The following is a 23,993-nucleotide window of genomic DNA, read 5'->3' on the forward strand; positions in this document are numbered from 1 at the left end:
TTAACAAAATGCTGTAATCGGGGGCGTGGTAGCATCTTGCTCGATTTCTTTATAGCTATATCTCATCACGAATTAAGGCTTTAATGCTTCTACAAATTCGACCCATTTAGGGTTTTCTTTAGCCCATAGTTCCCGATCGCGACGAATTTGTTCTAAATGAGTCTCCAGGTTAGTCGGTGTCAGCAATATGCCAAAATCCGAGGGGACCGTTTCGGGTCGGTAATCTAATATCCGGTTGAGGACCAAATCCCCGAGTTCCTTACGGTAATGAGAACTTTCAATATAATACTGCATCGGATCAGCGATCGCCTCAGTGGTCATGCTATTGTACCCCGAAAAGTCCCAAATGGGTGAGAGATTGACCAGTGCTCGCTTCCAGGCTTCAAACTCGGACCACAATCCCGCCACTCGGATGGCTTCCCATTGCAACGCATGACTCGGCGAAATAAACAGATGTAAGCGAATTCCCCGCTGTTGACTGGTCGTAATCACGGCGTTTAAATCGTTGAGATAATCCACAGAAAGCTGATAGGTTCCATAGAGGTCGGGTCGCACTAGAAAATCTCTTAAAACCATCCTAAATCGAGGGATGACGCCTTGATTGAAATAAACCTGTTCAATGGTGGAATCGGGGTTTCGCCTGCCATCCTCATAGAAAAACCCTGGATTATTTGGACGCGAAAAACTATTTTTTAACGTTCTTAAACTGCTAATAAAGGCTGGTTTTGATAATAAAACTTCAAACAAGTCTCCCACAAATAAATTCCGGGTTCCTAAGCGTTCTTCCCTGAAATCCGGTGTATTTTTTTTGGCCTGATTAAACATGAAAAAATCTAGACTTAAGATAATCTCTTTAACCTCCGGCTGAGTGGCGATCGCATGGTCAAAATAGCGACGGACCTCATACATATTCCCCCCAGTAATTGCCAAATTATATCCCGGTTGGAGATCTCTCAACCCTGGATGATTGGTATCTAAACCAAATTCCGTCCGCGATGACCCTAAAAAGAGGCTTTTCGCTTCAATTTGATTCACCGCCACCGTTTTAAACAATCTCACCTGAATGTCTTTCTCCCGCTTAACCTGATTCAGCCTCTTAATGGTGGGAGTACCAATCACCTGATAAGGGTCGAAAAACCCATTAAATCCGGCAATGAGGGCCAAAAAAACAGCGGTTACGGTTAATAACCTTAAGCCATAACGACGATAATCCTTGTGATCTGACATGGAATTAAAACTGAAAATATAGAAACTCGGACACTTGATTGAGAGAAATAAAACATCCCGCTGCTAGACTGGCAATTCCCACAGTCCAAACCCAATTTGTCTTAAATTTTTGTACCATTTCCAGGGCATTCGGCAACAACATCACGATTAATAACACTCCCAAAAGAATTAAACTATTTAACTCTACCCCCCATCGGGGTAAATAAGCTAAGGTTGCAACTGGCTGAAATTTCAATCCCAACGGACTTAACCAGCCGAGAATTCCTTGGTAATGGGTGGGTAAGATCACAGCTTTCATTCCCGCCATTGCTTGTAAAAGTTCTAAAGCATCCTGAAATGTAGCAGCCCGAAACACCACCCAACTGGCAACGACTGCCAAAAATGTAACCGTCACTCCCACAAATTTCGGCAGTGAAATCCCCAACTTGCGCCAACTATGATTAATGCACAAAAATAATCCATGCATTCCTCCCCAAATCACATAAGTCCACCCTGCACCATGCCACAAACCACCTAAGAGCATCGTCACCATTAAATTAATAATACGGCGGGTTTCTCCCTTGCGGTTACCTCCTAGGGGAATATAAAGGTAATCTCTCAAAAAGGCCGAAAGGGTAATATGCCAACGCCGCCAAAAGTCGATCATTGAACTGGCTTTATAGGGAGAATTAAAATTAATCGGTAAGTTGATATTCACCATCCATCCCAAGCCGATCGCCATGTCTGAATATCCCGAAAAATCAAAATAAAGTTGAAAGGTATAGCTCAAAGCCCCGATCCAGGCTTCCACAAAAGTCACAGACTCTGCATTATTAAAAACCAGGGCCACCCAAGGGGATAAATTATCGGCAATCAGCATTTTTTTGGATAATCCCAGAATAAACAGGGTTAACCCCAAAACAAAATTTTTTTCAGAAAAGATAAAATTCCTCAGCGAGCGAAACTCGGGAATTAGTTCGTCATGGCGCAGAATGGGACCGGCGATTAATTGCGGGTAAAATGAGACAAACAGACTGTAGGTGACTAAATCGTAATTGGAGTCTTTGGTTTCTCCCCGGTAGGCATCCACCAGATAGGCGATTTGAGTAAAGGTGTAGAATGAAATTGCCAAGGGGAGAACAATATCGGGACTGTGCCAAGTCCAGTTAAAGACCTGATTGAGGGAACTGAGGAAAAATTCGGCATATTTATAATAGCCAATGAAGACTAAATTAATAAGAATGCCGACAATCAGCAGGAATTTGGCCCGATCGCTCCTTAAGGGACTAGAGCCGATCGCCCTGCCGAACCCATAGTTCAGACTGATGGAAACCAGCAGCAACAACAAATAAGGGGGATTCCAGTAGCCATAAAAGAACAACGAGGCGATCGCCATCCAAACTATCGCCGCCTTCACATAGCGCAAGCGCGTCAACCCAAAATAGACCAACAAGGTGACCGGGAGAAACCCGAAAATGAAAACGTAAGAATTGAATAACACAAGCAGCCGCCTTTTATACCGTGAGCCAACCGGGAACCCAGCTTGAATTCAAAAAGTAGGGAGATCCGAATCCTTTGCGGGGGGTTCCCCTGATCTACAACCACCGCGCGATCGCCCAAAATCAATACTGAGCTAAACTTTACCCTTAAACTGAGAAAACTATGACCGTACTGGAACAAGGCCAAATCACGATCCATACCGAGAATATCTTTCCCATTATCAAGAAGTCTCTATACTCCGACCATGAAATCTTCTTGCGGGAACTCGTCTCGAACGCCGTCGATGCCATTGAAAAACTCAAAATGGTCTCCTACGCCGGAGAATTTAGCGGCGACACCAGCAACCCCGAAATTACCATCGCCATCGATCCTGACAAAAACACCCTCTCCATCAGCGACACCGGCATCGGCATGACCGCCGACGAAGTTAAACAATACATCAACCAAGTCGCCTTTTCCAGCGCCGAAGAATTCATCAGTAAATATCAATCCGCCAGCGATCGCCAAATAATCGGTCACTTCGGACTCGGCTTTTACTCCGCCTTCATGGTCGCCAAAACCGTTGAAATCGACACCCTCTCCTACAAAGAAGGTGCACAAGCCGTCCATTGGAGTTGTGATGGGTCCCCCACCTTCAAACTCGAAGACTCCAGCCGAACCACCCACGGCACCACCATCACCCTCACCCTCCAGGACGAAGAAAAAGAATACGCCGAAGCCTCCCGCATCAAGCAACTCGTCAAAACCTACTGTGACTTTATGCCAGTTCCCATCAAAATAGATGGCGAACAAATCAACCGGCAAAAAGCCCTCTGGCGCGAATCTCCCAGCAGCCTCACCGACGAAGATTACCTCGACTTCTACCGCTACCTCTACCCCTTCCAAGAAGAACCCCTGTTGTGGGTCCACCTCAACACCGACTATCCCTTCCTCGTCAAAGGCATCCTTTACTTCCCCAAACTGCGTCCCGATGTCGATGTCACCAAAGGACAAATCAAACTGTTCTGCAATCAAGTCTTTGTCTCGGACCACTGCGAGGAAATCATTCCCAAATTCCTCCTCCCCATGCGCGGCGTCCTAGACAGTCCCGACATTCCCCTGAACGTCTCCCGTAGCGCCTTGCAGATGGACCGGACCGTCCGCAAAATCGCAGACTTCATCGCCAAAAAAGTCGCGGACCGACTCAAAGAACAGTACAACAACAACCGCAAAGAATATATCCGAAGCTGGCAAGATATCGGCACCTTCGTTAAATTTGGCTGCCTCAACGATGATAAATTCAAAAAGCAACTCGAAGATATCATCATCTACCGCACCACAGCCGACCTCAAACCCGCTGAATCCGACCAACCCGCCGTAGAAGTGCAAGCCGAAGAAGGAGACGCCTGGAAACAAGTCTCATCGGACAGCAAAACCGAGGGACCCTCTTACACCACCCTAGACGAGTACCTAGAACGAAACAAAGCGCGCCACGAGAACCAGGCATTTTACTGCACTGACTCCGTAGCGCAAGCTACCTACGTGCAACTGCACAAGAGTCAGGGATTAGAAGTCCTATTTATGGACTCCTTCATTGATCCCCACTTCATCAGCTTCCTGGAACGGGAACATACCGAGGTCAAATTCTCCCGGGTGGATGCGGAGATTGACGACAAACTGATTGAACAAGACAAAGCCTCGGAAATCGTTGACCCCAGTACCAACAAGACCCGTAGCGAACAAATCAAAGAAATCTTTGAGCAAGCGCTCAACCAACCCAAACTGACCATCCGCACCGAGGCCCTTAAATCCGACGACCCCCAAGGCACTCCCCCGGCAATGGTCCTGCTGCCAGAATTTCTGCGCCGCCTCCGGGATATGAATGCCTTAGTCTCCCAGGAATCTGCCAAATTCCCCGACGAGCATATCCTCCTGGTGAACACCGCGCATCCCCTGATCCAACATTTGACCGAACTTTCCCAAAGCAGCATCATTCAAGGGGAAGGAAAATCCCCCTCAGCAGAACTGGCGGACATGATTTGTCACCATGTCTATGATTTAGCGCTGATGGCTCAAAAAGGCTTTGACGCCGAAGGCATGACCACCTTCGTAGAACGGTCCAACCGCTTGCTCACCCGCTTAACTGAACAACGGTCCTAGGGAAAAGCGATAACACCTTACTCATAGCCCTCCCCTTAGCAAGGGGAGGGTTGGGTCTTACAAGGGTAGGTTTTTTACGCTCAGGGTGATTTAGCTCAGATTAACTTCATTTCCGGTCCCCTCCCCTTGGCAAGGGGAGGGTTAGGGTGGGGTCCTGGTTATGTGGCGATTCCCTACGGGATAGCTTCGCTTACCGCCACATAACGTACTCTAGGAGGCGATCGCGCCTGGAGGCTGGTCCAACCTCTTTTTTCGTAAGGCTGGATCGCACGTCACCACCGACACCCTCCACCCACCGATTTCTCGTGACGCGCGGTAAGCGGAAGCTCTCCCGTAGGGAATCGCCTCCAAGAGGACCCCACCCTAACCCTCCCCTTGCCAAGGGGAGGGGACCGGAAATGAAGTTAAACGACTCCATCCTCCATCCTTCCCCAAAACTCGGTACAATAGAAGGTCGCGTTTCAACATAGCCCAACTTATCTAAGGAGAAACCATGTCCCGCAAATGTCAACTCACCGGCAAAAAAGCGAATAACGCAATGGCCGTTTCCCACTCCCACCGCCGGACCCATAAGCTGCAAGAAGCCAACCTGCAATGGAAACGAGTCTGGTGGCCCCAAGGAAACCGCTGGGTGAGACTGCGCCTATCCACCACCGCTATCAAAACCCTCAATAACAAGGGGTTGCAAGCTTACGCCAAGGAAGCGGGAATCAATCTGTCCAAATACTAAGACCCCAACCCCTGGGGAACTTTTACAATGAAGAGGCGCGGCAATGCCGTGCCTCTTTCCATATTGGGGCCTTAAAACCGTTTATCTAGGCCCCTTTTGACAAAGTTTCTAACCCTAGGCTGATTGATTTTTCTATCTAGCTGGGTAAGCTAAAAACTAGATAATACAATAGTTTAACAAAAATCTCCGGAAATATACGGATAGTCAATTCCGGGATTTTTAAGCTAACACAGAAAAAAGACTCTCCATTTCTCAATTAATGGCACCTGCACTCACGGAGTAGCTATGGCTAGAAAGCACAAAATCCAAAAAGCGTTAACGCACCTCGTGCAAGCAATCATTCGATTTGCTCAAAAGCTGACAAGTCGAGATACCTATCGTTTTCTGCGAACTGCGTTCGTCACGTCACGCCGTCGATTGCAGGCGGGTTTTGTGTTGCCAACGACTACTCTACTCATCATCGTGATGATGTTGGTGGTCAGCACTTTAATGTTTAGATCTTATCAGCGATCGACGGATGCAATTAGCGAATTCCAGCGGCAGGAAGTTCAAAATGCCGCTGCACCTGCGATCGAACGAGCCAAGTCTAAACTTGAGAAATTATTTAATGCCAATCTGGTAGCTGGAATTCCCCCAGAAGCTCTGTTGGAACAAACCTTGTTATCTAATGATTATCTGTTTCCCAAGGAAAATCTATTAGCTATGACAGCCGGGGGACAGAATGTTCCAGCTTGGAGCTTTAAAGTTAATGATGAAGATAATGATCCCAGTAATGATATCACTGTTGCCTATACCATTCTGTTAAGAACCACTCGGGGTGGTGTAACAATGGACCCCGATAGGGAAGGGGCTTTAACCTCTGATCAAGAAAAAGCCGATGCTCTTCTGGTACGGAATGGGCCACTGATTACGGGACGAACAGATAATCCCCTTTGTCAGAGTGCGGGTAATGGCGAAGAAGGGCAAGTCCTGGAAGAAGGTTGGTTTGCCCCTTCAGGAGGTATTTTACAGAAGAATTTTCAAGTTTATGCTGTAGCAATTCCGACGAGTTCATCAAATCAGTCCATTTCAACTCTTCAATATCAACAAGACCGCTACATGGACCGGGGAAATAAGTGGGGCGCCTGGTTCCGAACGGACCTGGAATTGTTTCCGGGTCCAACTTTTACTTGGAATGGGGCAATGCACACTCAAGGGAGTTTCTTTGTTAGAGCAAAGGATGGCTTTAACTCATTTTTAATTAGTTCAAAGGACTCTTGTTTTTACAACCCCGCACTTAACTCCGATATTACAATGGCTCAACACCTTGTATATTCCATTCCATCCCTGCCTTCTGAAAATGGTAACTTTGGCGGGCCTGTAAATTTTGATCGACACGAAGCGGGTACAGCTGCCAGCGATCCGGAGCCGGAAGTTACCAATCTGAATAACGAAAACCTTGATTCCGTTACTGGCAGCCTCAACACGGCCATTAATATTGCCTTGGATCCGGTAAAAATCCTGACCAATGATTCAACTGAACCTCTAAATCGAAGTACGGCAGGGTGGGCTAAAGATGATAATTGGGAAAATGGAGACCTGGCCCAGCGCATTACGATTAACAACCCCGCTTGTCCTCCCTACGTTGATGACACCTATCGCGCCGATAACCGCTATGGTCCGAAAACTGCTTATAATCAAGCATTTCGTGACCCTGACGATCCGACTAAGTGTTCTATTCCCGTCGGTGAAGGCAGCTTTAATTACGGTCAGCCAATCACGGGTGAGGACCGATTAATTCGGAATACACCTCCCGTCGATCAACCTACAGGATATGGATTAGATGGATATTGGGAGAGACGTTCCCGAGGGGAAGGTCTTCGGGTGATCGTGGGTCAGCGTTTGGAATTAGGAAATCCTTTTGGTTGGGTGCAAGATCGGAACCGTGATGGTACCACTTCCGATGATAAAATTCCTGGAGATGATCCGCTAAATCCCAATCCGCGCCTTCCCGCTCATGCCTTTCCCTCCCATGAGCAACGGCAGCGTCGCACTCTGCGAGATAATCTAGCTGCAGTGCAATCGACGGCGGTTTATTTCCACAGTCAGCAAACCGGCGATTTGCCTGTGGCATTTGTTGCAACAACAGTTCATCCAGGTAGCCCAAACACCCTGAGAGAAAGTGCCACGTTTGATCGGATTACATTTGCTAGGGACAACGACGCTGCTTTTAATGGGCTAGGTAATACAGCGACTACTCCGATTATTGCTACCGACTTTTTTAACGGTCGAGGTACGAATGGAATGGAGTTTGAGGGGCTAACCGCAGGTTTTCAGAGCAATGCAGCGCGGCAAACAGCCCTAAGAAATTTGGCGAATTTTACTGGAGATCTTGATAGTGCTGTTGGTGGGCCTATTATCCCCAGCAACAGACCTGCACGGACCATGTGGGGCAATTATTCCAACCTTCGCCGAATTCTGGACAGTGGTACTGCCTATAACGCACTCAGCATCGCTGACCAATCTACCCTACAAACGGCTTCTGGTACGTTGGGAATGTTGGCATATAACATCAACTATCTGCAAGCCTATTATTATGGGGATACAACTAACACAGCTAACCGAGATAGAGGTTTAGATAACGTAACAGGTGCTAATGCAGCAGGCTTAAACGCCCTAGCGGATGAGCTTTGGCAATTGCAAAACGGGAGTGAGAATACAGCAGCACCAACTTTTGACTATGAGGTTATTCCTATTCCTATTACATCTCCTCCATCTCCTCCGCCCCCTGCTACTGCTTACAACCTCCCTCCTGAAGCTTACATAGCAAAACTAGAAGAAAAACGAAATGCTTTAGTCGCGCAGAATAGGCCAGCAACCGAAATACAGCGAATGAATTCTATCGTTAAGCTGGCACGGTTGGTCATGACCAAAGAGCAAGTAGAGCGCGATCGCTTCAATGGCTTTAGCGTAAGTGATGTAAACGAGACGGTTAGTAATCAGACTTTTAGGGTTACTAATTCTCGTGGTGTTATCTTCCAGGTCAATACGACCACGACTACTGCTCCTCCTCGTAACGTTAATATTGCTTGCAATTTAAGTGAACCAACACTACCAATTTATGCCAATAATAATTTTGGCTTAGGAGAACCACTCACTCAACCACTCAGTGCAACACTTATTCCGGGTACTCCGGCACCTCTGACACAAGGGGAGTATGTGGTTGGCTTATCCCGCCTATGTTCCAACGAGCCGAAATTCCCCTCACTGTACTACCTCTTCCCGGCTGAAAACCATAACCATGATGGGAGTGTAGGCGGCCCCGCTCAACCTCCTACAGAACCCTATATTGCGGCCCCTAATACCGCGAATTACCAAAGTCTGACTCCGGCGGAAATTGGGCAAATAGCTCTGAGACCCAGGTCCCTCCCAGCTAACTGGATATTGCCAAGTGCTGTGGCCAACAGCCCGTTGCTCCCAGCGGCTCCTAATTCCAGCGATCGCGAACTGATTAGAATTGTCCAGGGTGCCACTACAGAGTATAGGCAAGTCGCATTCAAAGATGCCGCCCTATATGATGGCCGTGAAGCGATGAATGTGCGGGTGCTGAATATAGATTTGAATATGCTCCGCACCACTACCGCCCCTGGTGGGGGCGGTGAAAATTGGTTACCGGCGACGGGTATTGTTTATGCGTTCCGGGAAGATGCGGTGCGTGAAGATGCGATCGCCCGCCCCCAAGGTGCAATCATGAACGCGAATGCCCCGACGGATCCACCCTTAGTTACCTTACCCCCTCCAGCTACCGGCTCAATCAGTACAAAATCCGTGGATTATTATCCCGACCCCGATCGTCGTCCTTATGGTTTCCGCCTCAAAAACGGGAGTACAGTGCGGCGTCAAGCAAACCCAAATAATCCCGCCGGGATGACCTTTGTATCGGATAATCCGGTCTACATTCAGGGCCATTTCAACCTCCATAACGGTGCAGCAACGGGCGCGGGAAACACCATCCAAGAGTTTACCCAAACCCTGGGAGGTACTCCCACGAGACAGGCTTTTTACGATCGCAGAGATACCCAACTCAATCCCCAATTTGCGAACCCGGCACAAGATTGGTGGCGGCCTACAGAGATCATGGCTGATGCAGTGACCATCCTCTCCAATAACTTCTGCGATGGGAGCATTGAAGACGGCATTATTTATGCTGGGGTATCGGATCCGAAGGACCCTAGTCAACTCAGTGCAGTGGATCGGCAGAAAAAATACGGCTGTAATACGGCGAGCAATTATACCTCTTATATCAATCAAAACCGTCCGGCAACCACTGTTAATGGTCCTTGGATGAGCGAGAATCGGTTCGATCCTCCAACGCAGCAAGATGCTTCGATACCGAATACTACTAATAATCATATAAAGTCGGCCAACTCTCCCATCAGGATTGCTCCCTCGGGGGACCCGGTTTATTGCACGAGTACAGGAACCAATTGCACAGATCCTACCAACTGGAGAGTATATCGAGTAGCGCCGGATACTGGCACCTATCTACGATTCACTCAGAACTTCAGTAATGGAAAAAGACATATAAACGCTGCGAATACCACGGTTAATATGGTCATGGTCAGCGGAGTTATCCCGCAGCGACTCAACCAAATCAATGGAGGATTTCATAACTTCCCCCGCTTACTAGAAAACTGGACTGGCAGAGATCTATTTATCCAAGGTTCTTTGATCCAGCTCAACTTTAGTAACTATGCGACGGGACCGTTCTCTCAGAATGCCTGGGAACCCACTCAGACTCCCGCAGCTAATGTGAACCCGTTTAATTACTATCAACCCCCCAACCGGAACTGGGGTTATGATGTGGGGCTCCAGTATGCTCCGGCTGGTCCTATCTCCTCACGGATGATTGTACCTAACTCCAAACGGGACGAGTTCTATCGAGAGCCAGAGGCGGACGATCCATACATCTGTAAGCTACGGGAGGCGCTAGGTTCCGGCTGCAATTAAAGGGTATGAGGTTTTAGGGCTGGCTTGTGCGGCTCTAAAACCTCACCTTGACAGCGATGGAAAAAGTCCCTGAGTAACAACCCTGCATAGTAAAGACGGAGGATTCAAATGCGACGAAGTAAACCCCACTCGACGGAACAAGGGCTGACGCTAATCGAGTCTCTAGCGGCGATCGTGATCTTTGGCGTGGCAGTGGTTGCGGTTGGTCCCCCCATCGCACTATCTCTGGCTGCTCGGGTCCGCGCTCACCGGGCTGAACAGGCCCTAAATCTGGCCCAGGGAGAAATTGAACGAGTACGACTTTTGGTGGAACAAGGACGTAAAAGTTCGGAGAAAACTTTAACTATAACGGAATTTACGAATTTGTTGCCCCCCACGGGAAACAACTTGAATGTGGTTCCCACCTCCTTTGAAAATTGCGGGGCTTCGCCTGTGGCAAGTGCATCAACAACAGGCTGCACTGTAGATATCGATAGAAATGGAATAATCGAGAAAATGGATTTTGTGGTCCAAAGTTTTCGGACGGCAAGCCAATGTCAAGGAGACAATAATGATGTTCCTGTGGGGTTAAATATGGTAGTTAGAGTTTACACCGTAGCTTCTGTTGAAGCAAACCCAGGTAGCCTCGTTCCCAAGCAAGGGTCTTTAGCTTTTTCTGGAGCAACAACCAGTGGCCCCAGTCCCCTGGCGGTTCTTTCTATTCCCATCGTGAGAAGTGACTTGGGGAGTTCTTCCTTAGCGTATCAGAACCTACTCAATGGAAATGGAAATTGTCCTTAGTAGAATTCTTGAAAAATTAAGTAATATCAATAATTATTTGAGGCGGCAGTGAAATGGGAAGAAAAAATAGAGAATTGATATTTAAAACATACATTGCCCATCTGCGTCAAAAGCAAACAGCCGGGTTTACTCTTTTGGAACTATTAATGGCGATCGTGGTGGGTTCTATTGTCATGTATGCCATGATGACATTAGTTCTCAGTTTGCTGGGAACTGAAAAGCAGGAAACCGCCAAGAGCCAAATCCAGCAAGAAATGGGTCTAGCAATGGATTACATAGCGAGTGAGATGCAGGAGGCAGTTTATATCTATCCGGGCGATTGCCTAAATGGAGTAAATGAAGACCCTGATAAGTGTACAGATTTACGAACTCAGATTAATTTTCCCCAAGAAATTCAACCCATATTAGCCTTTTGGAAACTCGAACCTGTTCCCTATACTACTGATGACGGTCTTCCAAATGACTGTAACGCTGTCAATTCGCCTCAAGACTGTAGGGATTTAAAGACCAGAGGTCATACCTATACTTTAGTCGTTTATTCCTTAAGAGACAATCAGACCGAACCCTGGCAAGGCCCTGCACAACTTACTCGGTATCGCCTTCGTCAATATCAAACTTTAGCAAATTTAACCCCTGCACCAGGATTTAACCCTGCCCCAGAGCCTCCAGATTTTGGAAATTGGGGGGGTGGAGGAATTCAAACCACACTCCAGGATCATCCGGTTTTGGTCGATTCGGTAGATAATCGGAATCAACCACCACTGACAGATTGTCCCACGGATTATACCCGATCTCCTGTTAACGCGAATAACAGCAGTAGTTTTTATGCCTGTGTTCGGAACCCTGGAAGAGGAACGATGCAAGATGCAATTGTGTTCTTACGGGGTAATGCCATTGCCAGAGCGGGGCTGCCCCTTGATTCCAGAAATCCCACCTATTTACCCAGCTTGCAGAGACAAGTCCAAGCGCGAAGCGTATTTGGAAGAGAACCGCCTACGCTAGATTAGGAAATTAAACAAGATTATGAAAGTATTTATGGATTTGAAAAAAAAATTCACTTCAAAGCAGACCCTAGGCGATCGCGGTGCTTCGGTAGGAAGCAATGAGCAAGGCTTTACGTTGCTGGAAGTTCTAGTGGTAGTCTTTATGGTGGGGATTTTAGCGGCGATCGGCGGTCCTAGTTGGCTATCAATGCTCAATAACACGCGGCTGAACAAGGCTCAAGATGCAATTGCTGTAGCAATTGGTGATGCCCAAAGGCAAGCTAGGCAGAGCAAAAGTTCCCGGAAAGTGACCATCCAGCAAGCCTCTTCCGGTGGAATAGTTCAGTGGGCGATACATACAGAGCCAACTCCACCAACTGAGGGGCAAAAGATTGAGCAAGACGGACTCATCATTGATCCAAGCAGTTGGACTATTACCTTTGACCCCAAGGGTTACACGGACGACACTGGGACCATGCTGATATCTCTTCAGACTGGAGGTGCACAAAAATGCGTGATTGTGAAGACCCTTTTAGGAACAGTTCGCAAAGCCCAAGGGGATGCTTGTATTCTTCCGTAGCAATGTTGCCTGTTGTTGTTGATTGTTAATCTGTTTACTCTCCTGAGTACCCTGCCCACCCACTCTTCTGCCAATTGTAAAAAAATATTAAAAATCCTCCCAATTTCTCCCGCGAGGATTTATTTTATTTAAAAACAATAACCAGGGTGTTGAGCGATGCAATTAACACATCAAATTAAACGTCAGTTCGGGAACTCAACGACTGCCGGATTCACTTTGCTGGAAGTTTTAATTGTTGTTTTTATCATTGCCATTTTAGCAGTGATCGGTATTCCAAGCTGGCTTAATTGGTTAAATAATACTCGTCTGACGGCAGGACAAAATGAAATCTATGATGCGCTTTTAAAAGCCAAAAGCAAAGCGACTCAGCAAAAAATCACCTATCAAGCTAGTTTTCGTCAAGGGAATGATCTGGCCCAATGGGCTGTGCATCCGGCTTCGGTGGATCCCACGGAACACTACTGGCAAAATCTCAATTCTTTTGTAAAAATTGATGAAAGCAAAACCACCCTTTATCAATACTCTTCAAATGGGGTTTGGCGAATGCAATTTAATCATAAAGGGAACTCCAATGGTCGCATTGGACGGGTGACGGTTCGCCTCCGCAATAGTAACAGTAATAAACAGCGCTGTGTGTTTGTTTCTACCCTGTTAGGGGCGATGAGGAAAACGGACCAGTGTGGTTGAGGTTCGTTTGAGGCTGGGCGGGGGAGCAATTCCCCGCCTGCCTATTCCTGGTGACGTGGCGATCGCGCCTCACCAGGAAATAGGCAGGTTAAGCCGTTGCTTGGGGACTGGAGGCAGAGCCTCCTTCAGAGCGTGACGCGGCAAAGCCACGTCACGAGTACAATCCGGGTTAATCGTAAAAACCTACCGTTGGAAGGCGGTTTAAACCCCCGTCGGCTGTTGCTTCTCAAGTTTGAGACATCCAAGCCTTCCGCGCTTCTTCAGTCTTTTCCTGATCTAACTTAAACACCAAGACGGATAACGGAGGCAAGCACAAATCCATTGAGTAAGCATGACTATGGAACCACCACTCATCGGCCCATTTACCGCCTAGATTCCCCATGTTGCTGCCGCCATATTTGCCGGAGTCGCTGTTAAAAATTTCGCTGTAGAATCCATGTACCGGAACCCCGACGCGATAGTGACTGTGCGGTTGCGGGGTGAAGTTACAAACCACCACCACAAAATCTTCTTTATTTTTATCCCAGCGGATGAACGAGACGACACTATGGCGATTGTCAGAACAATCAATCCATTCAAACCCTTCTTGTCCGAAATCTTGGGTATAAAGTTCAGGGGTTGAACAATAGAGGTGATTCAGGTCAGTCATAAAGGTTTTGAGCTGTTGGTGTGGCTCAAATTGCAAGAGTTCCCACTCCAAATCGCCCCAGACATTCCATTCACTCCACTGGCCGAATTCCATGCTCATAAACAGGGTTTTCTTGCCCGGGTGAGCAAACATATAGGTAAACAAACAGCGGACATTGGCTAATTTCTGCCAGCGGTCCCCGGGCATTTTACCGATAATATTGCTCTTCCCATGCACCACTTCATCATGGGACAGGGCCAGCATGAAGTTCTCGCTGTGGTGATACCACATACTAAAAGTGATGTTGTTCTGATGGAACTGGCGGAACCAGGGGTCCATGCTGAAATAATCCAGCATATCGTGCATCCAGCCCATGTTCCATTTTAAGTTAAACCCTAACCCGCCAACATAAGTGGGCCAGGAAACCATCGGCCAGGAGGTAGACTCTTCGGCAATGGAAAGCACGCCAGGATAATAAGAAAATAGCAGATGATTGGCTTGGCGCAGGAAGTCTGCCGCCTCTAGGTTTTCCCGTCCGCCATATTGGTTGGTGACCCATTCCCCTTCTTTGCGGCAATAGTCTAAATACAACATCGAGGCGACGGCATCGACGCGGATGCCATCAATGTGGAATTTATCAAACCAGAATAGGACGTTCGATACAAGGAAGTTGCGGACTTCGTTGCGGTTGTAGTTAAAGACGAGGGTTCCCCATTCTTTGTGTTCGCCTTTGCGGGGGTCAGCGTGTTCGTAGAGGTGAGTTCCATCAAAGAAGGCTAATCCATGTCCATCTTTGGGGAAGTGACCGGGAACCCAGTCTACCAAGACGCCAAGTCCTTCTTTGTGGCAGCAATCCACAAAGTACATGAAGTCTTCCGGGGTGCCAAAACGGGAGGTAGGGGCGTAGTAGCCGGTGACTTGATAACCCCAGGACCCATCAAAGGGATGTTCGGCGATCGGGAGTAATTCGATGTGGGTGTAGCCGAGTTCTTTAACGTAGGGAATTAGTTTTTCGGCGAGTTCTCGGTAGGTGAGGAATCTGGCCCCGGGTTTGAGTTCGGAGACGATGACGACGGGTTCGGTGTCTCCGTTGGGGAGTTTAGCGGGTTCCGAGGCGGAGGCGTGGAGCCAGGAGCCTAAATGACATTCGTAGACAGAGATGGGTTTGGTGAGGGGATCGCTGTTGCGACGTTCTTCCATCCACTTTTGGTCGGTCCAGGTGTAGGTGTCCAGGTCGGTGACGATGGAGGCGGTTTTGGGCCGGGGTTCTTGTTGGAAACCGTAGGGGTCAGATTTTTCGTAAATGTGACCTGCGGAGTTTTTAATTTCATATTTGTAATGTTCGCCTACACCGAGGTCCGGGATGAAGAGTTCCCAGACGCCGTTGCCGCGTTTGGCCATTTGATGTTTACGTCCGTCCCAGTGGTTGAAGTCGCCGAGGACGGAGATGTTACGGGCGTTGGGTGCCCAGACGGCAAAGTAAACGCCTTTAACGCCGTTGACTTCCATTGTGTGCGCACCGAGTTTTTCGTAGATGCGATGGTGGTTGCCTTCGGCGAAGAGATGAATGTCGAGGTCGGTGAGTTTGGGGGACCGGAAGGCGTAGGGGTCGTAGATGACCCGTTCGCGATCGCCTTCTTTGATGCGAAATTGGTAGTTTGCTAGTTCTGCGGTTTCAATGACGCATTCAAAGAAGTGGGGGTTATGCACGGATTGCATGGGATATTCTTGGCGCTGTTCCGGGACGATGACGGAAACGCTATCGGCGTTGGGGAGGTAGGCTCGCACGGCCCAATGGGAGATTTTGCCGTTGTCTTGGATGGGATGAGCGCCGAGGATTTCAAAGGGGTCTTGATGTTGATTCCCAACTATCTGATGGACTTGATCGGGGGCGATTGTTATGGTCATGTTTTGTTGCCTAAATGGAGTTCATGAATGGGTTTCGATATCTGTGCGGTTGATTAACCCTGGATGAGGGTTAAGGCACAAGGATTAGATATTGCGATCGCCTCGGGTGGGGGTGTTAATGATAGCTTCATCTTAGAGATTTCTGGGTCTCTGTGATGAAGAGTGCTGGTTGGCTCACACACCGGCTCCCTAATGCGGGGAGATTGGGGAGATTGGGGAGATTGGGGAGTTGGGGAAGATTGGGGAGATTGGGGAGGAAACGACAGCAAGTCGTTACTACAAACTTCCCCATCTTTTCTATCCTCCCTATCCTCCCCATCTTCCCTATCCTCCCCATCCTCCCTATCCTCCCCCCCTAATGCCCTGGCGATCGCCGCCCTAGAGGGAGCAACTCTTTTACAGGACTGACGCTTGTTCCAGGGATTTAACCCGATAGGATTGATGCTTTTCATGAAAAGCACTTCCTCTCTACTTCAGGTGATGGGTCGGTCCTGTTCTATCAATACACCAGAAATATTAAGGATTGTAAACTAAAATGGCACGTTCAAAACGGAAAAATCACCCTAAGTAATTCTCTGACGGGCAATCGATTAATCATGATCTGCCCTGGAGGGATTGGCCCAGTCGCCATAGGTGGGCTGCCATCGTTTGGGGCGATCGTCCCTTGAAATGCCTGATTTTCGAGCAATGCGGCATATTCATCGGGGGTAAGGGGTGCGCCATCAACGGGCGATCGGCCTTGGGTAATAATTTCAGTTCGCAAAATTTCCTCGGGGACATCCGAGGCTGGAGGTAAAGCGGTAGCCAGTGGGGTGATCCCCAGCAAGATTCCCCCAACTAAAATCAACTGAATTGAAGGGGTATAACCCGAGAGTTTAGGACCGATGGTTTGGTGGCGATCGCTCATACAAATTAATAGATGATCTTCTTAACTTTTACTAGCATATTTTCCGCCCTTTTCTATCAGTCTTAAGTCATAAATAAGTCAACCAAATTCCCCTCAAATCACAGGTTGAACTCAAAAACTGCTGATGGGATAACCGAGTTTACCGCCCGATTCAGCAGACCCTGCTCCACTCGTTCCAGGAGGGTGCAGAACTGCCCCTCTTTTGGCTCCTCAAAAAATAACCCTCGACAAATGTCAAGGGTTTGTGACTCGGATGACTTGAGCAAGGGCGCGAGGTTGAGGCCCTTACTGCGAGTTAATCGTTTGTAGTTGTTGTTAGGGGACTCCACAAAATAAAGTCTTCGGTGAGAGATTCCACTAACCCCCTGTCAGATCCCCTGACCGTCCCCCTGGGATCCCTCTCCCGTCCCCCTTGGCTCCCCGGACCTTCCCCCTTGGCTCCCCGGACCTTCCCCCTTCAGAAGGGGGAAACCCGAGGAATCAATGTTTAATTCCTGGGGGAAACCCGAGGAATCAATGTTTAGAGCAGGGGGGAGGCTAGAGGAATCAATGTTTAGATTACGGGGGAAGCCAGAGGAATAAGTGTTTGATGGACGAGGGGACGAGTGCAATTCCCCAAAGACCTCTAATGCAGAACTGTTTTATGGAAATCCCTTATTCCCATTCCTACACCCGTTAGTTACTGCTCAGTTTTGTTTTAAGGAGCAGAAGGAGTGGTTTACGGAGTCGTTGGAGCTGCTTCGGGGGTTGATTCCGGAGTTCCTTCGGTGCTTGATTCCGGAGTTGCTTCAGGGGTGGTTTCCGGAGTCGTTGTAGTTCCTTCGGGGGTGGTTTCCGGAGTCGTTGTAGTTCCTTCGGGAGTGGTTGCCGGAGTCGTCGGAGTTGCTTCGGGAGTGGTTGCCGGAGTCGTCGGAGTTGCTTCGGGGGCTGTCTGGTCTACAGGAACTTCCTCTGTGGGGGTAGTCGTAGCAGGGGTTTCCGCTTCATTGGTATTGCAGGCTACAACCGAGGTAGACAAAGCGAGTAAAACAGCTAAACTTGCGATTTTGTTTTTCATTGTGGATATTTGGGAGTGAATGAATCAGCCATGACCAAGAACCCAGACTGCCTCAGTCGTTTCTACAAACTGAACAACTGCGAATGAACCCAATCTAGGACAGTTTTTCAGGGTGCTTTCTCCGGGACCTACCCAGGGAAAACTCCCTTAAAATCTGCTAGTAGTATAGGATAGGGCATTTTCTCGAAAAAAGTTACAAATTTTCATCTAACTTAAAAAATTTTTATAGCTTCTTGACGAAACCCTCCCAGATCCTGGGGTGGATTGACCGGGCAATTTTAGATTCTGGGGGGCAAGTCCCCGAACTCACCCTAAATTTGCCGGGGGTGCTAGTTGTTACAATCCACCCCACGAGTGGGTACGGATGGACCCTCTCCGTTGATCTGATCACGGGGGAAGAGGTCTTCTATATCTTAATTGAGCCAAGTCAACAACTCCCCCAGGAGAGGGAAATGGAGGGAACCGGAGCGATCGCCCTCCTGAAATGGGAGTTCCCCAACTGCAAAAGACTTACAGACAAGCCGGTGCTAGGATGGGGAAGTCTCCGTGGAATCCACAAGACCAGGAACGTCGGAATTCTCAACTCAATTGATCCAAGGACTCAATCCAGGCTGTCGCTGAGAAGGGAACCGATATAAATAGCGCTATTAACAGAATCGCCTAATATTGCTTAAAGTTATGACAGTTGCATTCAGACCCCCAAATGCTCCGAGAAAAATCAGGTCCCGCCCCACTTCGGCAGGAACATCCAGTAAAGTAACCTCGATCGCAACCAAGCAGAGAAAACCGAAAGAAGGCGCGGCGATCGCCCCAAGAACCTCCGCGCCCGTCACCCCTTTGCGATCGCCTCAATCCAGTCCCCGAGTCGGCGAAGGACTAACCCCTAACTCAAAGACAACCGAACCCCGAAAGAACACACCAGCGAGAAATCAGTCCACCTCAAATCCTTGGGCTATTCCCTTTTGGTTGCGATCGCTCGTGAAAGCTCAAACTGTTTCATCCTTCGCCACCTTCCTCCTCGTCAGTGCCGCTTTATTCATCTATGGCAGCACTGTCTACTACCAGCAACAGTGGGGGACATCCTTCCGAGAGTTAGAAAATTTGCGTCGCCAAGAGCGAAAACTGACCACAACCAACGAAAGCTTAAAAACCCAATTTTCCAAACAAGCCGAAGAACCAGGAAGCGGGTTAGTACCCCCTAACTTAAATCAAATGATATTTTTAAAACCCACCCCCGTGGAACCCCCAGCAGCAGAAGAAATTAGCGGGGAAAAACCCCCTATTTCCGATACCGGACCCGTGGGATATTAACCTCTACCCGTTCTGGATTAAACCCGACTTATTTCGGACCTAAAGCGGGGAATATCACCTGAATCAATTCCTTCTCAAAAACCTTCAAATTCTCCAACCTGATTACACTGTACGAGCGGAATATGGCATCAAGGATTCCACACCCTGGGGGAAGTTTGCAGCGGAACTCTCATTCCAAAACCCCATCTAAACGCCCGAAAAAAATCAACCGGGGGACTGCTCGGAATAAGCGGGGACCAGAGGGCAGTAAAAACTTATTTTTACTGTTACCCCTGGCCTTTTTACTATTAATTTTGGAGAATTTGAACAGCTCGCCGCGAGTGAGGCGGGGAGTCCGCGCCCTGACGCGATTGGGTAATCCGCGCATTCGGTTCGCGGTGGTGTGGGGGGTTTTAATAGCCGGAATTTTGGGATTGAGTGGGAATTTGTATCGATTGCAAATTGTGAACGGGCAGGACTTGCAAGAACAGGCCCGACAGCAGCAAGATGTGAAATTGCAGCCGTTTATTCCCCGACGGGCGATCGTCGATCGCAGTGGCAATGTTTTAGCCCTCGATCGCCCGGTTTATACCCTATATGCCCATCCCAAACTGTTTCAAATCTCCAAGGAAGAGATGGCGGTAAGCCTCGCCCCGATTCTGAATCAAACCAGCGCCGAACTCTTCGGAAAATTTAACGCAGCAGAAAGTGGAATTACGGTGGCGATCGGAATTTCGGAGGAAAATGCCGATCGCATCCGAGAGATCTTCCTCGATGGACTAGAACTAGAGCAAAATCGCGCCCGCTATTATCCCCAGCAAAACTTAGCCGCAGATGTGCTGGGATATGTGGATACAGAAGGCAAAGGTCAAGCGGGGATAGAAGCCAGCCACCAACACTTACTCGCCCGGGAAGCCTCACTAGAACTCGATCGCCGATTATGGGGTTCGCTGATCCCCGACCCGGTACCAGCGGAATTTATGCGCTTGGACGATTTGCATTTGCAAATCACCCTAGATTCCCGGTTGCAACAAGCGGCGCGAGTTGCCCTAGAGAAACACCGGAAGCAGTGGAATGCCAAACGGGGGACTGCGATCGTCATGGATGCTAAAACTGGAGAACTTTTAGCCCTGGTCTGTGACCCTTCCTATGACCCCAATGAATATTTTAAAGCCGATGTGGAGTTATTTAAAAACTGGGCGCTCACGGATTTATACGAACCGGGATCGACCTTTAAACCAATTACCGTGGCGATCGCCTTAGAAGCCGGTGCCATTGAACCCAACAGCGTCTTTTATGATGAAGGGCGGATTTTTGTGGATGAATGGCCGATTTCCAACTCCGATGGGGCCGGTCGAGGCAATCTCACCGTAACCGAAATCATCCGCTATTCCAGTAATGTGGGGATGGTGCATATTATCGAACAGATGCGATCGCGGGTCTTTTACAGTTGGCTGCAACGCCTGGGGATCGGCGATATCATCGGCGCAGACTTACCCTTTGAAACCGCCAGTCAACTGCGATCGCGAGCCGAATTTATGGCTTCCCCCGTCAATGCCGCCACCGCCTCCTTCGGTCAAGGTCTTTCCCTGACCCCCCTCCAACTGGTCCAAATAAACGGCGCTTTAGCCAATGAAGGGTATCTCGTCACCCCCCATGTCGTCCGGGGACTCTTTGATAGTCAAGGACGCCAGTATTGGCAACCGGACCTCCGTCCCAAGCGCCAAGTCTTTTCCCCCTCCACCACCCAAGCCGTCGTGGCAATGATGGAGGATGCCATCACCGACGGCACCGGCAGCGCCGCCCAAATTCCCGGATATCGGATTGCCGGAAAAACCGGGACCTCTCAAAAAGCATCCGATGATGGGACAGGTTACTCCGAGTACGCCCGGATCGCCAGTTTTGTGGCAATTTTACCCGCAGATAACCCCCGCTACGTCGTCCTCGCTGCCGTAGATGAACCCGTGGGGGGCTATGGGGGAACCGTCGCCGCACCCATTGTCAAAGAAATCATGGAATCCCTGATTCAAATTGAGGGTATTCCCCCCTCAGAACAGGTTCAAACCCCCGAGGTTGAGGAGTCTGCGGAGTAAAGTTGCAACACCTGACGGGTGTTATACCAAATCCGGTTGTCTCAAGTCGATTTCCTCGATTAGCCCGCGCAGGAGAGGCTTTGTCCGTGGAGCCTCACCCTTGAGGGTGTGGGGGTTTTATAGACCTTTGACAACCGGATTCCGTATTCCAACTTTGACGAGGGAGAAAGGGAGACTAACCGAGCGATCGCTAGGAGGGTCTAACTTGAGCACCTTGCATCTGTTCTAACAGTTGTTCGGCGGTGGTGGCGGGTTCTTTACAGGAGAGGCCCTCACAGACTAAGCCGATCGCCTCCGAGGGGAGGTCCGGTTTTTGCTGAAAAATACAGGTGGGAAAATATTGGGACATTAACCCGGGAATGCGACTGCCTTCAGTGCGGACTAGGGTGTGATGACGATACCAATCCAAGGCAGCAAATAGACTGGGACAGGCGGAAGGTGCGCGCTCCATAATGGCCCCAAAGGATGTCAGGGCATTAAAAGCCAGGTCCAGATAGGTCAAGTCTTCGGTAAGCATGGATAACCGAATCAAGGAGGCGATCGCCACCCCATTGGCTGCTGGGGTCGCATTATCGGTATAACTGCGTTCCCGCACAATCAAATCACTACTGCTATCGTTAGCGGTATTAAAATATCCCCCCAATTCCACACTCCACAGGAACTCATCAAACTCTTTCTGAACCTCAATCGCTTTCTCTAACCAATTGGAATTAGAAGAATGAACCTGTTCCATTTGTTCTAAATCTAATAAGGCTTTAATCAACAACGCGTAATCTTCTGATTGGGCGAGTACCGCTGCTTGACCCTCATAGTTGAGGCGATGCAAACGACCCTCAACCCATTGATGGTCCAGAATAAAATTCGCCGCAGTGGTGGCTAGGGTGGCATATTCCCGATTGTCAAACACTACCGCAGCTCTTGCCAACCCCGAAATCATTAAACTATTCCAAGCGACAATCATTTTGGGGTCAGTGACTGGGGGAATTCGCCCGGGCCAATTGTGGGTTTTAGCTATCAGATTGTTACAAGCGGGGGGAAAGGTTTTCACCGCTTCGGGTAAGGCACCATAGCGGACTTGAAATAGCTTGGCTAAAGCGGTTTCTACCGTGGGACTCAGGGCTTGGAGATTGGTCCGCTTTAAGACAATTTTTCCTTCAAAATTCCCCTCGGGAGTGAGGAAAAATTGTTGATTGAGGGCAGTGAATTCTTCTGTTGTTAAAAGACTTTCTAATTCTTGATAGGTCCAGACATAAAATGCTCCTTCTTCTGGTTCTTTGTCCTGGGGAGTGGTGAAACTATCAGCATCTTGGGCGGCATAAAAATAGCCTTCTGGGGCGGTCATTTCGCGTTTGAGCCATTGGATTGTTCCGGCTACGGCCCATTCAAATCCCGGTTCTTGGATGCCTTCACTCCAGAGATTTGCTAAAAATTCGACAATCTGACCGTTGTCATAAAGCATTTTTTCAAAGTGGGGGACCGTCCAGGTGGGATCGACGGTGTAGCGATGAAATCCACCGGCAACGGCGTCATAGATGCCACCAGAGGCGAGGTCAAAACCCCGCTGGGCGATCGCACTCCTGGCGTCATATTCTGATTCGCGGTCAAAGCGAGTGGATTGCAGGACCAGTTGAGCGTAAGGCATCATGGGAAAGCTGGGTCCATATTCCCGGTGGGCAATCACGGTGACACTGGTTTCTAATCCTTTCCAGAGGAGTTCTTCTGGGAGGTCCTCGGTTCCTGGGAGGGTCGCCGCCTGTTGGAGATGACCCATAATTTCTGTTTTGAAGGCTTCGAGTTTGCCTTTTTCGAGGTCATAGTAGCGGCGAATCGCTTGCAGCAATTCTAGGAAACCGGGACGACCATAGCGGGGTTCCACGGGGAAGTAAGTCCCGCCATAAAAGGGTACCAGGTCATCGGGGGTGAGAAAAATATTTAAGGGCCAACCGCCTTGGCCGGTCATCATTTGCAAGGCTTGCATATAGATGCTGTCAATATCGGGTCTTTCTTCGCGATCGACTTTAATCGGCAGAAAGTTGGCGTTCATATAGGAGGCGATCGCCTCACTGGAGAACGCTTCTCCTTCCATGACGGTGCACCAGTGGCAACTGGAATATCCAATGGAGAGAAAAATTGGTTTATCCTGTGCCTTGGCGGTTGCTAATGCTTCGTCACACCAGGGCCACCAATCGATCGGATTCTCCGCGTGTTTACGAAGATACAAACTTTGAGTCTGTGCCAAATGATTTGTCATAATGGGGTCATTGGTTGTTGGTCATTGGTTGTTGGTCATTGGTCATTGGTCATTGGTTGTTGGTCGGTGAGTATTCAATCATCCAAAGGACAAATGACAAAGGACAAAGGTTGAAGCGCCTTGGACTGGAAGCGATACCCGATCTAAGATATCAGATCCCCAGCAGTCTGTCGGAGGTTCAAACCCTTGCCTCATGGTAGGCGATCGGTTAAAACCCGACATCTTCCACTAGCAACAACCAGCTAGGGTTTCAACCCCCGTCGGT

General features: G+C 48.9%; 16 protein-coding genes. 9 read left to right on the forward strand and 7 right to left on the reverse strand.

Features of this window, described 5'->3' with window-relative positions; translation table 11 throughout:
- Positions 1–72: 72 nt before the first annotated feature.
- Positions 73–1,227: a hypothetical protein gene (locus NG792_RS21665; RefSeq protein ID WP_261236755.1), complete on the reverse strand. Its 1,155-nt coding sequence runs from the start codon at positions 1,225–1,227 to the stop codon at positions 73–75.
- A gap of 4 nt (positions 1,228–1,231) precedes the next feature.
- Positions 1,232–2,707: an MBOAT family O-acyltransferase gene (locus NG792_RS21670; protein ID WP_261236756.1), complete on the reverse strand. Its 1,476-nt coding sequence runs from the start codon at positions 2,705–2,707 to the stop codon at positions 1,232–1,234.
- 161 nt (positions 2,708–2,868) lie between these two features.
- Between NG792_RS21670 and htpG the strand changes: the two genes are divergently transcribed.
- From htpG to NG792_RS21705, 7 genes are all read left to right on the forward strand, one after another.
- Positions 2,869–4,845, forward strand: coding sequence for a molecular chaperone HtpG (gene htpG / locus NG792_RS21675; protein ID WP_261236757.1), 1,977 nt, complete (start codon positions 2,869–2,871; stop codon positions 4,843–4,845).
- A gap of 493 nt (positions 4,846–5,338) precedes the next feature.
- The gene (rpmB, locus tag NG792_RS21680) at positions 5,339–5,575 is read left to right on the forward strand and encodes a 50S ribosomal protein L28 (RefSeq protein ID WP_261198468.1); all 237 of its coding nucleotides are present in this window, start codon (positions 5,339–5,341) and stop codon (positions 5,573–5,575) included.
- Between the two features lie 285 nt (positions 5,576–5,860).
- Positions 5,861–10,564, forward strand: coding sequence for a hormogonium polysaccharide biosynthesis protein HpsA (gene hpsA / locus NG792_RS21685; RefSeq protein ID WP_261236758.1), 4,704 nt, complete (start codon positions 5,861–5,863; stop codon positions 10,562–10,564).
- 108 nt (positions 10,565–10,672) lie between these two features.
- Entirely contained in the window at positions 10,673–11,344 is a 672-nt protein-coding gene (locus NG792_RS21690; protein WP_261236760.1) for a type IV pilus modification PilV family protein, read from the forward strand.
- Positions 11,345–11,397: 53 nt separating this feature from the next.
- Entirely contained in the window at positions 11,398–12,351 is a 954-nt protein-coding gene (locus NG792_RS21695) for a type II secretion system GspH family protein (RefSeq protein ID WP_261236761.1), read from the forward strand.
- A gap of 16 nt (positions 12,352–12,367) precedes the next feature.
- Complete coding sequence (locus tag NG792_RS21700) at positions 12,368–12,907, forward strand: pilus assembly FimT family protein (RefSeq protein WP_261236762.1); 540 nt, start codon at positions 12,368–12,370, stop codon at positions 12,905–12,907.
- Between the two features lie 156 nt (positions 12,908–13,063).
- Positions 13,064–13,594 carry a pilus assembly FimT family protein gene (locus NG792_RS21705; protein ID WP_261236763.1) on the forward strand — a complete coding sequence of 177 codons (531 nt, stop codon included), beginning with the start codon at positions 13,064–13,066 and terminating at the stop codon, positions 13,592–13,594.
- A gap of 226 nt (positions 13,595–13,820) precedes the next feature.
- Here NG792_RS21705 and glgB read toward each other — a convergent pair whose 3' ends face one another.
- The 4 genes from glgB to NG792_RS21725 all read right to left on the reverse strand — a co-directional run bounded on the left by glgB (position 13,821) and on the right by NG792_RS21725 (position 18,094).
- On the reverse strand, positions 13,821–16,130 hold the full coding sequence (glgB, locus tag NG792_RS21710) for a 1,4-alpha-glucan branching enzyme (protein ID WP_261236764.1): 2,310 nt from the start codon (positions 16,128–16,130) through the stop codon (positions 13,821–13,823).
- Positions 16,131–16,183: 53 nt separating this feature from the next.
- The gene (locus NG792_RS21715) at positions 16,184–16,582 is read right to left on the reverse strand and encodes a hypothetical protein (protein WP_261236765.1); all 399 of its coding nucleotides are present in this window, start codon (positions 16,580–16,582) and stop codon (positions 16,184–16,186) included.
- A 92-nt stretch (positions 16,583–16,674) separates the two neighbouring features.
- Positions 16,675–17,037 carry a hypothetical protein gene (locus NG792_RS21720; RefSeq protein WP_261236766.1) on the reverse strand — a complete coding sequence of 121 codons (363 nt, stop codon included), beginning with the start codon at positions 17,035–17,037 and terminating at the stop codon, positions 16,675–16,677.
- Positions 17,038–17,755: 718 nt separating this feature from the next.
- The gene (locus tag NG792_RS21725) at positions 17,756–18,094 is read right to left on the reverse strand and encodes a hypothetical protein (protein WP_261198477.1); all 339 of its coding nucleotides are present in this window, start codon (positions 18,092–18,094) and stop codon (positions 17,756–17,758) included.
- 678 nt (positions 18,095–18,772) lie between these two features.
- Here NG792_RS21725 and NG792_RS21730 point away from each other — a divergent pair.
- Together NG792_RS21730 and NG792_RS21735 are read left to right on the forward strand one after the other, a co-directional pair.
- Positions 18,773–19,405: a hypothetical protein gene (locus NG792_RS21730; RefSeq protein WP_261198479.1), complete on the forward strand. Its 633-nt coding sequence runs from the start codon at positions 18,773–18,775 to the stop codon at positions 19,403–19,405.
- A 302-nt stretch (positions 19,406–19,707) separates the two neighbouring features.
- Positions 19,708–21,477: a peptidoglycan D,D-transpeptidase FtsI family protein gene (locus NG792_RS21735; protein ID WP_261198480.1), complete on the forward strand. Its 1,770-nt coding sequence runs from the start codon at positions 19,708–19,710 to the stop codon at positions 21,475–21,477.
- A 190-nt stretch (positions 21,478–21,667) separates the two neighbouring features.
- Here NG792_RS21735 and NG792_RS21740 read toward each other — a convergent pair whose 3' ends face one another.
- Positions 21,668–23,728 (reverse strand): thioredoxin domain-containing protein, encoded by a 2,061-nt coding sequence (locus tag NG792_RS21740; RefSeq protein ID WP_261198481.1) that lies wholly within the window; start codon positions 23,726–23,728, stop codon positions 21,668–21,670.
- Positions 23,729–23,993 lie beyond the last annotated feature (265 nt).

It is taken from the genome of Laspinema olomoucense D3b, assembly GCF_025370785.1.
GTDB classification, from domain to species: domain Bacteria; phylum Cyanobacteriota; class Cyanobacteriia; order Cyanobacteriales; family Laspinemataceae; genus Laspinema; species Laspinema olomoucense.

Bases quoted from the DNA above. Each gene is read 5' to 3' on its own strand.
- NG792_RS21665 (WP_261236755.1), bottom strand. From the start codon at position 1,227: ATGTCAGATCACAAGGATTATCGTCGTTATGGCTTAAGGTTATTAACC.
- htpG (WP_261236757.1), top strand. From the start codon at position 2,869: ATGACCGTACTGGAACAAGGCCAAATCACGATCCATACCGAGAATATC.
- rpmB (WP_261198468.1), top strand. From the start codon at position 5,339: ATGTCCCGCAAATGTCAACTCACCGGCAAAAAAGCGAATAACGCAATG.
- hpsA (WP_261236758.1), top strand. From the start codon at position 5,861: ATGGCTAGAAAGCACAAAATCCAAAAAGCGTTAACGCACCTCGTGCAA.
- NG792_RS21690 (WP_261236760.1), top strand. From the start codon at position 10,673: ATGCGACGAAGTAAACCCCACTCGACGGAACAAGGGCTGACGCTAATC.
- NG792_RS21695 (WP_261236761.1), top strand. From the start codon at position 11,398: ATGGGAAGAAAAAATAGAGAATTGATATTTAAAACATACATTGCCCAT.
- NG792_RS21700 (WP_261236762.1), top strand. From the start codon at position 12,368: ATGAAAGTATTTATGGATTTGAAAAAAAAATTCACTTCAAAGCAGACC.
- NG792_RS21705 (WP_261236763.1), top strand. From the start codon at position 13,064: ATGCAATTAACACATCAAATTAAACGTCAGTTCGGGAACTCAACGACT.
- glgB (WP_261236764.1), bottom strand. From the start codon at position 16,130: ATGACCATAACAATCGCCCCCGATCAAGTCCATCAGATAGTTGGGAAT.
- NG792_RS21715 (WP_261236765.1), bottom strand. From the start codon at position 16,582: ATGAAAAGCATCAATCCTATCGGGTTAAATCCCTGGAACAAGCGTCAG.
- NG792_RS21720 (WP_261236766.1), bottom strand. From the start codon at position 17,037: ATGAGCGATCGCCACCAAACCATCGGTCCTAAACTCTCGGGTTATACC.
- NG792_RS21725 (WP_261198477.1), bottom strand. From the start codon at position 18,094: ATGAAAAACAAAATCGCAAGTTTAGCTGTTTTACTCGCTTTGTCTACC.
- NG792_RS21730 (WP_261198479.1), top strand. From the start codon at position 18,773: ATGACAGTTGCATTCAGACCCCCAAATGCTCCGAGAAAAATCAGGTCC.
- NG792_RS21740 (WP_261198481.1), bottom strand. From the start codon at position 23,728: ATGACAAATCATTTGGCACAGACTCAAAGTTTGTATCTTCGTAAACAC.